A 12,836-nucleotide genomic window follows, 5' to 3' on the forward strand; every position below is an offset into this window, starting at 1 on the left:
AAAAGCCCCCGAATTTAGATAGGTCGATGAGGTGGCGCCATAAATTCTGGGCCAATAGGATCTTTGATGAAGGTATTTAATATAAGATCAATTTGGTGGCTATCTTGTTCTGATACTTTAAAATCAAACAATTCGTTTATATAGAGCAATTGAGAAGGTTTTCTTGCACCAATAAGAGCAATATCGGCTCCTTTTTGATCCAAAATCCATCTTATTGCTAAATGAATAACGCTTTTATTGTAATTTTGCTTTGCAAATTTATCCAACTCTTCAGTTGCTTTAAGGTAGTTTTCAAACCTACCTGGTTGAAATTTCGGATCAATCTTTCTTAAATCGTCGCCTTCAAACTGCGTATCTTTTTTCATTCTGCCGCTCAATAAACCTCTACATAAAGATCCATAAAGCAGTGTTTTAATATTATTTCGATAACAATAAGGCAAAATCTCTTTTCTTGATTGTTGCTCATAGAGGTTAAATGGTGGTTGTGCGCTGTGAAGTGGCACAAATTTTCTAAGAGCATCCATCTGGCCTAGAGAGTAATTGCTTACGCCTATTGCTCTAATTTTGCCTTGTTCATAAAGCCTAAGCATTGTGGAAGCGGTTTCTTCTAGCTCCACAGTCTCGTCTGGCCAATGTATCTGGTATATATCGATATAATCTGTTTGTAATCTTTTAAGTGAATCTTCGATTTCTTTTTGGATGCGATTCTTGCTCGAATTTCTAAAAACCTGACCATTTTGCCACTCCAGGCCCACCTTTGTTGCCAAAACTACTTTATCCCTTTGACCATGCATTTTTAGCGCTTTCCCAACAATTTCTTCTGACAAACCAAAACCATACGCAGGGGCTGTATCAATTAAACTAATACCTATATCCAAAGCTGTTAAGATTGTGCTAATAGATTGTTGTTCATCGCTGCCACCCCACATCCATCCACCAATAGCCCATGTTCCAAGGCCTATTCTTGAAGCCTTAATTGTGTTGTTAACATATACAAACTCCATTTTGCCTCCTCCTTTTTAAAATTTTTCTAATTGCTTTGTTATTTATAATAAACATAATTTATAAATTGTCAAGGCTATGCTTTGCTTTAACAGGAAAAAATTAAACCTAAAATATATTTGCAAAAACTGATCTTATAAAAAGCTGCAAAGGAACAAGAATTTATTGTTTGCTAGCAATCTTTAAGAAATTAGAAATTTTTGAGTTTACAAAGTGGTATTTTTAACATCAACATAATAAAAATTTTACACACACTGGGGGTTTACATAAAGAAAGTTACACTCCCCTATTAAACCCTACAGGTTAACACAATTAATGGGCTTTCCGCCACTAAAGACCCTTTTAATATTTTCACACACATAAAAAGCTATTGCTTTATAGGAAACATCGGTAACTCCAGCGATATGTGGTGTAACTATAACATTTTTGAACTTAAAAAAATCTTCCTTATCCGGCGGCTCTTTCCAAAAAACATCCAAAGCAGCACCACCTAAGTAATTTTTCTCTAAAGCTTCAATGAGAGCTTGTTTTTCAATTATCCCACCACGCGATGGATTAATCAAATATGCGCCTTTTTTAAATTTAAATATATTTTGAACATTTATTAAATTTTGTGTAGAATCATTTAAAGGTAAAGCCAAAAACACATAGTCAGAAATTTTTAAATAATTTTCCATATTTCTTAACTCATCAAGCGCATCTAATTTATACTCCTTGCTTAGCCCACTATCTATATTACGCTTAATTGCAAAAATATCCACACCAAATGGTTTTAATCTTTGCGCGATAGCCCTACCAATACCACCAAATCCTATTATCAGAGCTTTTTTTCCAATCAAACTCATCCCCACTGGACATCCCCAGCCAACAGCGTTGTAAACATTATCTTGAATATACGGAAATCCTCTTGAAAGTGCAATTGCAGCCATAATAGACCATTCAGCCACAGATTCGGCATTACCAGTATTAGCAGTAGGTACATTTGCCACATAAATGCCTTTTTTCTTAGCAGCTTGAATGTCAACGCCATCTAGTCCTGCACCCCATTGATGAATAAGTTTCAAATTGAAAGCTTTTTCTATAAGGCTTGCGCTTATTTTTGTCATTGCAGGGATAAGTACATCACACTCATGAATTCTGTATTCTAGAGCACTTTCTGGTATAAATTCAAATTCTAAATTTTCTGTACATTCACTTATAAAATTTTGCATGCCGACAAAGTGTATGCCAGCAGCAAATACCTTTATTTTTTTCATTTACTCATATCGTTTTGAAAGAATTTAAAATTTATAACATCTAAAATAAAGTTTTTTGCTAATTCAAAATCCGCGCAAGATAAGTCTATTACAATATCATAATTTCTTAAATCATACCTGTTCAAACCGGTCAACTTTTTTATATATTTAATTCTTTCTTCTTCAGTTTCTTTAACAAGATCTATTGCTTTACTCTGACTTATATTAAACTCTTTTGAAACGTTTTTTACCCTATAATCTAAATTTGCTTTTAAAAAGACAGATAAGTGTTTTGGATGGTCTTTAAAAATAAAAAAAGAACCTCTTCCCAGCGCTACGATGTTATGTTGTTGAGCAAAACTTTTCAACACTGTAGTTTGTGCTTCAAAAATCTCCGTATAATCTGGATAAGTATTGTTTGAAAGAGACCCTACTTCTGGTGTACCAATAGAAAAGACACCTAAAATACTTTCAATTAAGCTTGTTACTTTCTCTTCTTTTTTTTCTAAGTAGGCTGTATCTGTTTTTAAAATTTCTGCAGCACGAGTAACAAGCTCCCTATCAATCAATTTAAAATTAAATCTCTCAGCAATTGACCTTGCAAGATCATAACCGCCAGACCCTATTTGTCGTGCAATAGTAACCACAATATTTTCCATCAATCCCCCTTGATATCCTTAAAGCCTTTCAAGAAAAAAGCTAATGGCAAAGATAAAACGAATATAAACATTATAAGTAAATACACATGGTTGTACGAAAGCATCATAGCCTGCTGCATGACCGTCTCGTTGAGCATTTCTTTTACTTTTAAATCTGGCATTTGAAGTGGCATACCAAACAACTGCTCTAGTTTTGCCAGATACTCCAACGTGTTTCTGCTAAATATTGAAACATTTTGAGTCAAAATTGAGTAATAAGTGTTTGTTCCCCTATCAACAAATGTAGCAACCAATGCCACACCAATGCTACCCGTTATAAGTCTGAAAACGTTATAGATGCCTGTTGCAAATGTTAAATCGCTTTTTTCGATTGTAATTAATGCAGATGTGCTGACAGATACAAAAATAAAACCAAAACCTGCACCCTGTAAAAATTGTGGCATAAATATATCCCAAAAACTTGCGTTTAAATTTAAATTTGCAAATTGGAAAAATGAAATGATTACAAGTATAAGCCCAAAACTAACAAGGATTTTTGGACCAAGTTTATTAAATAGTTTCCCACCGATTGGCATCATTAAAGCCATTGCTAAGCTTCGTGGTACCATTGCAACGCCCGCATCAAATGCGGTGTATCCTAGTAAATCTTGTAAAAAAACAGGCAAAATAAACAAACTTGCAAAAAGCCCCATACCAAGTACACCACCAAGCAACGTCCCTAAAGTAAAATTTATATTTTTCAAAATTCTCAAATTTACAGCAGGCTTTTTAACCGTCAACTCCCTTATTATAAAAAATATTATACCTGCGCTTGCAATAATCGCAAGATTGGTAATATACTGAGAGGTAAACCAGTTTTTATTTTCTCCATCTGCAAGAAATACCTGCAAAGCACCAAACCCTATAGCCATAAAGATTAAACCTAGAAAATCTATCTTACTTTTTTCTCTGACTAAAAAATCAGGATCTTCTATAAATAAATTAACCATAATGAAAGCAATTATACCAATGGGTAAATTGATATAAAAAATCCATGGCCAGCTATATCTATCTATAAGCCACCCGCCAAGCGTAGGCCCAAAAGCAGGACCCATTACAACACCCATGCCGTATATACCCATTGCCATGCCTTGCTCTTCTTTTGGGAAAACCTCTCTTAAAATTGCTTGAGCGATTGGTATTAAAACGCCTCCACCGATTCCCTGTATAATTCTAAAAATAATAATGGCATACAAATTCCATGCAATGCCGCAAAGTGCAGAGCCCAATGTAAACAAAACTATGCCAAACATGTAAAAATTCTTTCTGCCAAAACGGGAGCTTAAAAGCGCAATTATTGGCATGATTATAGTATTAGAAAGCAAATACCCCGTTGAAACCCATGTAATTTCTTCAATTGAAGCACCCATTGAGCCTTGAATATAGGGTACTGCAACATTTACAATACTAGTATCTAGTGAACTCATTATTGTGCCTATCATTACAGTAACTGTAACAATCCACTTATTCATTTTATGCTGACATAGGGCTCAACAGACAGTCCAGGGTATAATGGAGTTTTTGGGTTATAGGGTGTTGTGATGTTAATTTTAACAGGAATGCGCTGGACTACTTTAATGAAGTTTCCAACGGCATTTTGCGGTGGAAGCAAGCTAAATACTGCCCCGCTGCCTGTTTGAAAACTATTTACATAACCATAAAAAGTTTTGCCAGGGTAGGCATCTACTTTTATTGCTGCTTTTGCGCCAATGTGAATATTGTTTACAGAAGTTTCTTTAAAGTTTGCTACAATCCACACATGGTGTAAATCCACAATATTCAAAACAGGCAACCCTACTTGTGCATACTGACCTACTTCTACATTACGCTTTGTTACATAACCATCCATTGGTGCAACTATGTTTGTTCTTGATAGATTTACGCTTGCTATATCAAGCTGAGCTTTGGATTGCTTTATCAGGTGCTCTTGCTTTGTAGTTTGCGTTTTTAAATCATCTATTTCGATACCCAATTGCTTTATTGCGGCAAGTTGAGCATTAAAATTAGCTTGCGCAACATTAAAATCCATCTTTATATTATCGTATTCTTGCGGGCTTATTACATGCTCTTTTAGTAGATTGTAATAGCGAGTGTTTTGTTTTTGAGCGTAGAGTAGTTTCGCTTCTTGGGCTTTGAGCTGTTCTTGGGCTTGTTCCAGACTAGCTTGTTTTTCTAATATTGAAAGCTTAAGGTTTTCAAGTTGAATTTGGTTTGCTTGATAGGCGTTTTGTGTATTTTTTACCTGTTGAATATAATCTGTTTTATCTATTTCAAATAAAATTTGACCTTTTCTAACAAACTGGTTTCTTTTTACACAAACTCTCACAACCTTGCCAGCCACTTGAGGTGATATAGGCACAATGGTGCCATCGATATACGCATCGTCTGTTGATACATGGTTAAAATCATAGACAAGCTTGGGTATAAAGTATATAGCCAAGCCCGCTAATACAATTAAAATAACTAACAGTTGTGTGAGTTTTTTTGTTTTTTTAGTCATTTTTTAATAATAGATACAAATTCATCGTTTCTATTTTTAGCCCAAGCATATTCGTTGTTTTGGGAATCAACAGGTTTGGATTTTCCGTTGCTTAATGTTTGAATTCTATCAGCAGAAACACCCTTTAATATTAAATAGTTTTTCGCTGCATCTGCTCTTTGCTGTCCAAGAGCTAAATTATAAGCATCTGTACCACGCTCATCGCAGTTACCCTCAATAACAATATTAATTTCTGAGTGATCAATCAAAAATGATGCTATTTTATCTAAAACTTCAGATGGGTTTTGCTGTATACCCCACTTATTAATATTTGTAATCGAAGCACTGTTGACTTTGAAATAAATTCTTTGCATCACTTCTTTTGCTTGCCTTTCAAGAGCACTTTCTTGTTGGTTTTGATTTTGATTTTGCATATTGTTTATGCTAGATGATGGCATATTAATAGGAGAGGTAGTGCTTGTACCATTTGAGTTTATTGCTTGCGGCACACTTGAGTGAATAGGAGCTTTTGTTCCTGGAACGCTTGAACAGCTACTAACCAATAATGAAAAGCCAGCCAAAAACAAAAATAAAAATAACTTTCTCATACATCAAACCTCCGTTCAAATTTTTATAATCCTTTTTTCCAATAATGTCAATGCAGTTTTAAAGGTTAATTAATTTAAGACTCTTTATAAATCTTTCAAAATCTTGCACGCCTTTTTGTAATTCAATAGCTGCTTGCGTGCCAATTATTACACCATCTGAGATTGAAAAGGCTTTAGCTATATCATTTGCGTTTCTTATGCCAAAACCTAAATACACTTTGGTATGCTTCTTGCAATAATTTATTTTTTGCACAGTTTGACTATCAAGAGCAAAATCACCCCCTGTTATGCCCCTTTTTGAAATAAAGTATATAAAATCCTTTGTGCTTTTGATGGCTAAATCCAAATCACTTGACCTGCTTTCTGGTGTAGCAAATTTAATAATATTGCAGCCAAGTTTTTTTTCAAAGCCAATGGCTTCCCTCACAGGTAAATCAGCCAAAATAACACCGCTTGCTAGCTTTGAATACTTATTAAACTCATCTTTTAAGCTGTAGGGAATATTTGTATAAGTCATAATATAAAGCCTTTTTTGAAACAATCTTTTTACTTCAAAAAGGCTTTCAAGAAAATCCCGCGTGGTATATTTATCAAGCATCTCAAACGATGCTTTTTCCAAAACCGCACCATCCGCTATGGGATCTGAAAACGGTATGCCAATCTCTAAAAAATCTACATCTAAACTATTGCAAATCTCAACCGCCTCTAAAAAGGTACTTTTTTTTGGGTAGTTGGATATTAAATATATACCTATATTCATTCTTGCACCATCCTTATAATATCTAAATCCTTATCGCCTCTACCAGAAAGATTAATTATAATAGTTTTATTTTTAAATTTTTCTTTTTGAGCCAATACGTAGGCTAAAGCATGAGAACTTTCAAGCGCCGGTATAATCCCTTCTAATTTTGATAAGGCAAAAAACCCCTCAAGCGCCTGATCATCAAATACATAATCGTAAATTACACGCTTTGTGTCTTTTAAAAAACTGTGCATTGGACCAACACCAGGATAATCAAGGCCAGCAGATATAGAGTGTACCGGCATAACATTTGCCTGTCTTTGCAGCAAATAGCTCAACGAACCATGTAAAATTCCCTTTGTACCCAAGCTCAAAGTTGCTGAGTGATCGCCTAAATTTATAGACCGACCACCTGCTTCTATGCCGTATAGCTCCACATCATCTTTTAAAAAGGCACTAAATATACCATAAGCATTACTGCCGCCACCTACGCACGCAACAACCGCATCACAAAGCTTCCCCTCACACTTTTTTATTTGCCTTTTTGCTTCTTTGCCAATTACTGATTGGAAATCTCCAACAATCGTTGGAAATGGGTGTGGGCCAACAACACTACCTAATAGATAATACGTGGTTTGCACATTTGCCACCCAATCCCTAAGCGCTTCATTTATAGCACTCTTAAGTGTACCACCAGATTTTTCCACGCTTATTACTTCTGCCCCCAAAATTTTCATTTTATCAACATTAGTGCTTTGGCGTTCAACATCCGTTTTACCCATATACACAACACACTCTAAGTTTAATAAGGCGCAAACCGTAGCTGTTGCCACACCGTGTTGACCTGCACCCGTTTCTGCTATAATCCTTTTTTTACCCATAAACTTTGCCAATAAACCCTGCGCTAGCGTATTGTTTATCTTGTGGGCACCTGTGTGAGCCAAATCTTCCCTTTTTAAATAGACTTTAGCACCCACATAATCGCTAAAATTTTTTGCAAAATACAGCGGGGTGGGTCTTCCCACATATGTTTTAAATAACTCATTCAGCTGTTGTTGGGTATTTTTATCTTTTTTAAACGCAATATAGCCTTCTTCTAGCTCATCTAGTGCGGGAATAAGAGTCTCTGGCACAAATTGGCCACCAAATTCTCCAAAATAGTGTTTGAGTTTCATTTTGTACTCCTTAGTTTATCAATAAAATTTTTCATTTTAACAGGATCCTTCTTTCCAGGAAAAGATTCAAGTGAACTTACCAAATCAACTCCGTATGGTTTGTGCTTTGCAATCGCTTCAATGTTGTCCAAACTTACACCTCCAGCAATAAAAGCTCTATCTATAGCACAAAAATCTTCCAATATACTCCAATCAAACTTTTGTGCGCTACCTCCAACCTGCGCAGTTAAACTATCAAGCAAAATCAAACCGTCATAAACTTTATCTGGCAAAGTATCTTTAATTCTGTAGGCTCTAATTGTACTTTGTATATTTAAATCATTATAAACTTGAGCATATTTTAGTCCACAATAATCCATTATAGATATAATTTCATTCTCATTTTCTTCTATAAATACACCAACACTTTTTGTATCTTTAGGCAATTGTTTTAGTATATTTTTTACCTCTTGTGGCTTTATAAAGCGCGGGCTTTTTTTATAAAAAACAAATCCTATAAAATCTACACCCAAATCCAGCGAATAAAACACATCTTCTAGGTTAGTCATGCCACAAAATTTCACAAGCATAAAAGCTCCTTAAAAGTTGCCTCAATATCGCTTGATTTTAAGAGTGCTTCACCTATTAAAAATACATTGGCAACAGGCAAAAAAAACTCTACATCAGGTCTATTTCTAATACCGCTTTCTGCGATTTTTACAGGCACACAAAACTTGCTTAACATTTCTTTTGCTGCTTTTTTATCTATGTTTAAAGTGTCAAGGTCCCGCGCATTGACGCCTAAAAAGTGCGGTTTAAACTCGATTTTGTGTAAGTCTTGCTGTCTGTGAACTTCAACTAATGCTTCTAAACCCAACCCGTAAGTATAATCGTACAGCTCTTTAAGCTGACCTTTGTCTAAAACCCTCGCAATAAGCAAAACTATATCAGCTCCAGCAGCTGCTGCCCAATCAATTTGTTTTTTGTCAATTATAAAATCTTTACATAAAATTGGCAAATTTGTTCGCCTTGACACCTCATGCAAAAATTCAAAGCTACCCCCAAAGTATTTTGAATCCGTTAAAACACTTATAGCTTTTGCATATTTGGAATAAATTTCAATAAGGTTCGACATATTTACATTGAAGTTTCCAAAAGAAGGTGATTTTGACTTTAATTCAGCGATAATATTTACTGTATCACTAAAATCAGGCTTTAAAATGGGTTTTGTTCGCTTATAGGGACAACTTCTTAGCGATTTCACTTCACGTGCTTTATTTGTAATAATCTGTTCAATCATTTGCTATCTCCATTAATTTTTCATACGCTTTTTTGTTTTTTATGCTTTCTCTTGCAAGCAAAAACCCGTCTTTTAAATTGTCTTCAATACCCGATAGACTAAAGGCAAATGCACAATTTATTGCAATGGCGTCCGCCAAAATTTCATGCTCACCTAAAAAAACCTCTTTGAGAATTTTTGCGTTTGTTTTAGCATCAAAACCTTTTAATTTGTCTTTTGTTGCATATATGCCAAATCCCCTGGGATCAAACTCAAATCTTTTAGTAAACATACCCTTTTTTTGGTAACACAATGTTACATCAGAAAGACTCACTTCATCCATATCAGAAGACACAAGCAATACGTTTTGAAAATCCAGTATCTCAATGGCTTCAAAGTACAATGGTAAATAATCCTTGCTAAAAACACCTATCATTTTATAAGCAGGTTTTATAGGGTTGCATAAAGGACCAATAAGGTTAAAAATCGTGCGTTTTGCAATCTTTCTTCTAATGGGCATAATTGGTTTTAGTTTTGGATGCCAAAATGGTGCAAACAAAAAAGCAAAGTTTTTGTTATCCAGGTTTTCAACAATTTTATCCTTTTCTTGCTCTATTTTGACCCCAAGTGCCTCAAGTATATCTGCAGCACCGGACAAAGAAGAAACTGCTCTATTCCCATGCTTTGATACCTTTACAAATAAGCTAGAGACAATTGAAGCTGCCGTAGAAATATTAAAGCTGTTTGAGTCATCACCTCCGCTTCCTACAACATCAAGGCACTCACCGTGGTATTCTATCAACCGAGCATTTTTTAGCATAACTTCTGCAAGCGCAGCTACATCCATTGGGTCTTCTTTTTCTTGCGCTAATTTAATTAATGCACTTTCAATTTCTTTTTCGCTCATTTTACCAGAAAGCATAGCATCAAAAAACTCTAAAGATTCGCTAAACTTTTTCATTGCACAACCTCACAAAATTTTCTATAAATTTCAAACCATCTTTTGTTTGATAAGATTCTGGATGAAATTGCAAACCATATAACCTAAGTTCTTTGTTTTCGATAGCCATAATTTCATTGTCGCTTTCTGATATTGCAGACACTTCAAAGTCACCTTGTACATTATCTACCACTAATGAATGGTATCTAACGCCCAAAAATGGAGGCTCAATACCGTCAAATAAAATGCTTTTCTTCAATACAACCATCCTTTCAACCTTTCCATGCATAATTGTTTTAGCTTTTCTTATAGTTTTTTCATATACATAGCAAATTGCCTGCATACCAAGGCAAATACCTAAAATAGGCATCTTCGAGCTAAATGCACTGATAGCCTCGAGGCTCAATAAAGCATTTTTGGGGTGTGAGGGGCCTGGAGAAACTACTATGCCTTTTAGGTTCTTGAGATTTTTTATCTGCTCAATCGAGCTATTGTTTAAAATGACACTCACATCGTCGAAATGTTTTAAGTAATCGTACAAATTGTATGTAAATGAATCAAAATTATCTATCAAGACTATCATGTATGCCTCCTGCTTGCAAAAGAGCACCCAACTTTGACAAAACCTCTTTGTACTCATTTTCTGCTACACTATCATAAACAATACCTGCACCTGCCTGGAACCTTGCTTTATCTTTCTCAAAAAATGCGGTTCTTATTGTTATTGCCATATCCATATTGCCATTTAAGCCAATATAGCCAACGCATCCTGCATAAAAGCCCCTGACTTTTTTTTCTGTTTCTTCAATTAGTTCAATAGCTCTAACTTTTGGAGCACCGCTAACGGTTCCTGCAGGGAATGTATTTGTCAAACAATCAATCAAATCAAATGATTCATCTACTTTTCCTTCAACTTCTGACACAAGGTGCATAACATGCGAGTAATGCTCTGTCTGCCTAAATGACTTCACTTCTACACTCAAAGGCACGCTCACACGGGAAAGATCGTTTCTTGCAAGATCAAGCAACATCAAATGTTCTGCGTTCTCCTTTTTATCAAGCAATAATTCTTTTTCAAGTAAGAGAGTTTTTTCTTTAGTGCTTGCAATTGGTCTTGTTCCTGCTATGGGCTTTATTGTCGCTGTATTTTTTCTTACACTTATGTGTACTTCTGGACTTGAGCCTACAATATAGCTTTGAGCATCTTTAATAAAAAACATATATGGCGAGGGATTAAATTTTCTTAGGTTTCTGTAAAACTCAAACGGGTTCAAGCCATCTACTTCAATATAATCGCTTAGCACCACCTGGATAGCTTCACCATCTTCAATCTGCCTTTTTAAAAAATTGACTTTCTCAATAAAATCTTTTTTAGGAATTTTCCTTATTATTTGTGGGTTTGAGTTGTTCTTTTCTACGCTTGTGCGCTTTAACTCTTCTTTGAGCAACAAAAGCTCTTCTTGAGCTTTAGAGTAAGCATCGGGATCTTTTGTTAATTGAGATTTTGCCAAATAAAGCTTGTTGGTGTAGTTATCGTAAACTAAAAACTTATCTACAAAATAAAATACACCAAGTGTTTGTGGTAGATTTTTTATTTTTTTTCGTAAAGTACCACACGCGTTTACAAATTCAAAGCTCAAAATGGCTATAAATCCACCTGCAAAATTGCCAAAAGCCTCAAATGACGCAGATTTGTTTTGTTTCAAAAAGCTTTTTACAAAGCTTAAACCTTCATTATAGCCTTCAAACAAACCGTCGTTTTCTAAAACAAATTTTTTTGCGTTGAATGCCAAAAAAGAAAATCTGCTGTAAATCTTTTTTTGATCAGCGCTTTCAAGCAACAAACAATTGTCTTTGTTTAATAAGCTATTAAGTAAACTTACGGGCGTGTCTAAATCACCATCCACTTCAAGATACACAGGCACTCTATCGTAGATTTTCGATAAATCTATAAACTCACTGCAAGTTGGATACATTAAACCTCCTAAAACAAAAAGGCCGCTTAAACCATCTTTGGCTTAAGCGGCCTTAAAATAAAAAAACCGCTTAAAGCTCACCTGGGCTACCCCAAGCGCGCTTTAAGCGGCAAATTAATAGGGATAGCTTTTTTAGCTATCCCACCACCATATATTTTTTACTGTTAAAGTCTTACACAACACTTTCATGGTTTGCCAGTATATCAAATCTATGCCAAAAGTCAAGAATTTTTTTCTTTTTTATAAACATTTAACACCGCATCGGCTAAACTGATAATAATTGGTCCTATAAAAATACCAATCAAACCAAAAAAAACTATACCGCCCATTATGCTAAAAAATAAAAGCAAAGGGTGAATACTCATATAAGAGCCAATCAACAATGGCCTCACATAATTATCAACACTGCCAACAAATATACCACCCCAAACAAGCAAAAAAATGCCTTTTAAGTAAGAACCTGTAAGTAAAAAGTACACGCTTGCTGGAGCCCATAAAAGTGCTGTTCCTACAACGGGAACAAACGAAATTACAGCACCTAGTGCCATCCATATAAAAAACCCACCAATACCAACAATCAAAAAACCTAAAGCGCATAAAAAACCCTGGATTAGTGCTATAATAAAACCGCCTATAAGCGTAGCTTTTAGACTTAATCTAATTGTGTCTTTTAGTTTTTCAAATGTTTGTTTATCTTTTATAAAACTTGTTATGTAGTCTAAA

14 protein-coding genes (1 of these 14 running past the window's edge) are annotated in these 12,836 nt (G+C 34.9%); all 14 read right to left on the bottom strand.

Annotated elements, in window-relative coordinates:
* Positions 1 to 14: 14 nt before the first annotated feature.
* Entirely contained in the window at positions 15 to 1,004 is a 990-nt protein-coding gene (locus tag DESAMIL20_RS06395) for an aldo/keto reductase (RefSeq protein WP_086033983.1), read from the bottom strand.
* Positions 1,005 to 1,298: 294 nt separating this feature from the next.
* Entirely contained in the window at positions 1,299 to 2,258 is a 960-nt protein-coding gene (locus tag DESAMIL20_RS06400; RefSeq protein WP_086033984.1) for a 2-hydroxyacid dehydrogenase, read from the bottom strand.
* Entirely contained in the window at positions 2,255 to 2,896 is a 642-nt protein-coding gene (locus DESAMIL20_RS06405) for a cytidylate kinase-like family protein (RefSeq protein ID WP_086033985.1), read from the bottom strand. Before DESAMIL20_RS06405 ends, DESAMIL20_RS06400 begins: the two co-directional genes overlap by 4 nt.
* On the bottom strand, positions 2,896 to 4,407 hold the full coding sequence (locus tag DESAMIL20_RS06410) for a DHA2 family efflux MFS transporter permease subunit (protein WP_086033986.1): 1,512 nt from the start codon (positions 4,405 to 4,407) through the stop codon (positions 2,896 to 2,898). Before DESAMIL20_RS06410 ends, DESAMIL20_RS06405 begins: the two co-directional genes overlap by 1 nt.
* Entirely contained in the window at positions 4,404 to 5,435 is a 1,032-nt protein-coding gene (locus DESAMIL20_RS06415) for an HlyD family secretion protein (RefSeq protein WP_086033987.1), read from the bottom strand. The genes DESAMIL20_RS06410 and DESAMIL20_RS06415 overlap by 4 nt, the downstream gene beginning before the upstream one ends.
* Entirely contained in the window at positions 5,432 to 6,022 is a 591-nt protein-coding gene (locus DESAMIL20_RS06420; RefSeq protein ID WP_086033988.1) for an OmpA family protein, read from the bottom strand. Before DESAMIL20_RS06420 ends, DESAMIL20_RS06415 begins: the two co-directional genes overlap by 4 nt.
* Positions 6,023 to 6,080: 58 nt before the next feature.
* The gene (trpA, locus tag DESAMIL20_RS06425) at positions 6,081 to 6,782 is read right to left on the bottom strand and encodes a tryptophan synthase subunit alpha (RefSeq protein ID WP_086033989.1); all 702 of its coding nucleotides are present in this window, start codon (positions 6,780 to 6,782) and stop codon (positions 6,081 to 6,083) included.
* Positions 6,779 to 7,939 carry a tryptophan synthase subunit beta gene (gene trpB, locus DESAMIL20_RS06430; protein WP_086033990.1) on the bottom strand — a complete coding sequence of 387 codons (1,161 nt, stop codon included), beginning with the start codon at positions 7,937 to 7,939 and terminating at the stop codon, positions 6,779 to 6,781. Before trpB ends, trpA begins: the two co-directional genes overlap by 4 nt.
* Entirely contained in the window at positions 7,936 to 8,508 is a 573-nt protein-coding gene (locus DESAMIL20_RS06435; RefSeq protein WP_086033991.1) for a phosphoribosylanthranilate isomerase, read from the bottom strand. Before DESAMIL20_RS06435 ends, trpB begins: the two co-directional genes overlap by 4 nt.
* Positions 8,499 to 9,218, bottom strand: a complete 720-nt coding sequence (locus DESAMIL20_RS06440; protein ID WP_086033992.1) for an indole-3-glycerol phosphate synthase TrpC — start codon at positions 9,216 to 9,218, stop codon at positions 8,499 to 8,501. Before DESAMIL20_RS06440 ends, DESAMIL20_RS06435 begins: the two co-directional genes overlap by 10 nt.
* Positions 9,211 to 10,158, bottom strand: a complete 948-nt coding sequence (trpD, locus tag DESAMIL20_RS06445) for an anthranilate phosphoribosyltransferase (protein WP_086033993.1) — start codon at positions 10,156 to 10,158, stop codon at positions 9,211 to 9,213. Before trpD ends, DESAMIL20_RS06440 begins: the two co-directional genes overlap by 8 nt.
* Positions 10,145 to 10,720, bottom strand: a complete 576-nt coding sequence (locus DESAMIL20_RS06450) for an anthranilate synthase component II (protein WP_086033994.1) — start codon at positions 10,718 to 10,720, stop codon at positions 10,145 to 10,147. The genes trpD and DESAMIL20_RS06450 overlap by 14 nt, the downstream gene beginning before the upstream one ends.
* A complete protein-coding gene (locus DESAMIL20_RS06455; protein WP_086033995.1) occupies positions 10,701 to 12,113 on the bottom strand; it encodes an anthranilate synthase component I family protein in 1,413 nt (470 codons plus the stop codon). The genes DESAMIL20_RS06450 and DESAMIL20_RS06455 overlap by 20 nt, the downstream gene beginning before the upstream one ends.
* A gap of 221 nt (positions 12,114 to 12,334) precedes the next feature.
* Positions 12,335 to 12,836 carry the 3' portion of an AI-2E family transporter gene (locus DESAMIL20_RS06460; RefSeq protein ID WP_086033996.1) on the bottom strand. The gene runs 470 nt beyond the window's last position, so the window shows 502 of its 972 coding nt (coding positions 471–972); its start codon lies beyond the right edge, outside the window — the gene reads right to left on this strand; its stop codon occupies positions 12,335 to 12,337.

This window comes from Desulfurella amilsii (assembly GCF_002119425.1).
Lineage (GTDB): Bacteria > Campylobacterota_A > Desulfurellia > Desulfurellales > Desulfurellaceae > Desulfurella > Desulfurella amilsii.

Coding starts and splice junctions, on each gene's coding strand:
- DESAMIL20_RS06420 (WP_086033988.1), bottom strand. CDS start 6,022: ATGAGAAAGTTATTTTTATTTTTGTTTTTGGCTGGCTTTTCATTATTG.
- DESAMIL20_RS06455 (WP_086033995.1), bottom strand. CDS start 12,113: ATGTATCCAACTTGCAGTGAGTTTATAGATTTATCGAAAATCTACGAT.
- DESAMIL20_RS06415 (WP_086033987.1), bottom strand. CDS start 5,435: ATGACTAAAAAAACAAAAAAACTCACACAACTGTTAGTTATTTTAATT.
- DESAMIL20_RS06435 (WP_086033991.1), bottom strand. CDS start 8,508: ATGCTTGTGAAATTTTGTGGCATGACTAACCTAGAAGATGTGTTTTAT.
- DESAMIL20_RS06395 (WP_086033983.1), bottom strand. CDS start 1,004: ATGGAGTTTGTATATGTTAACAACACAATTAAGGCTTCAAGAATAGGC.
- trpD (WP_086033993.1), bottom strand. CDS start 10,158: ATGAAAAAGTTTAGCGAATCTTTAGAGTTTTTTGATGCTATGCTTTCT.
- DESAMIL20_RS06410 (WP_086033986.1), bottom strand. CDS start 4,407: ATGAATAAGTGGATTGTTACAGTTACTGTAATGATAGGCACAATAATG.
- DESAMIL20_RS06440 (WP_086033992.1), bottom strand. CDS start 9,218: ATGATTGAACAGATTATTACAAATAAAGCACGTGAAGTGAAATCGCTA.
- DESAMIL20_RS06450 (WP_086033994.1), bottom strand. CDS start 10,720: ATGATAGTCTTGATAGATAATTTTGATTCATTTACATACAATTTGTAC.
- trpB (WP_086033990.1), bottom strand. CDS start 7,939: ATGAAACTCAAACACTATTTTGGAGAATTTGGTGGCCAATTTGTGCCA.
- trpA (WP_086033989.1), bottom strand. CDS start 6,782: ATGAATATAGGTATATATTTAATATCCAACTACCCAAAAAAAAGTACC.
- DESAMIL20_RS06405 (WP_086033985.1), bottom strand. CDS start 2,896: ATGGAAAATATTGTGGTTACTATTGCACGACAAATAGGGTCTGGCGGT.
- DESAMIL20_RS06400 (WP_086033984.1), bottom strand. CDS start 2,258: ATGAAAAAAATAAAGGTATTTGCTGCTGGCATACACTTTGTCGGCATG.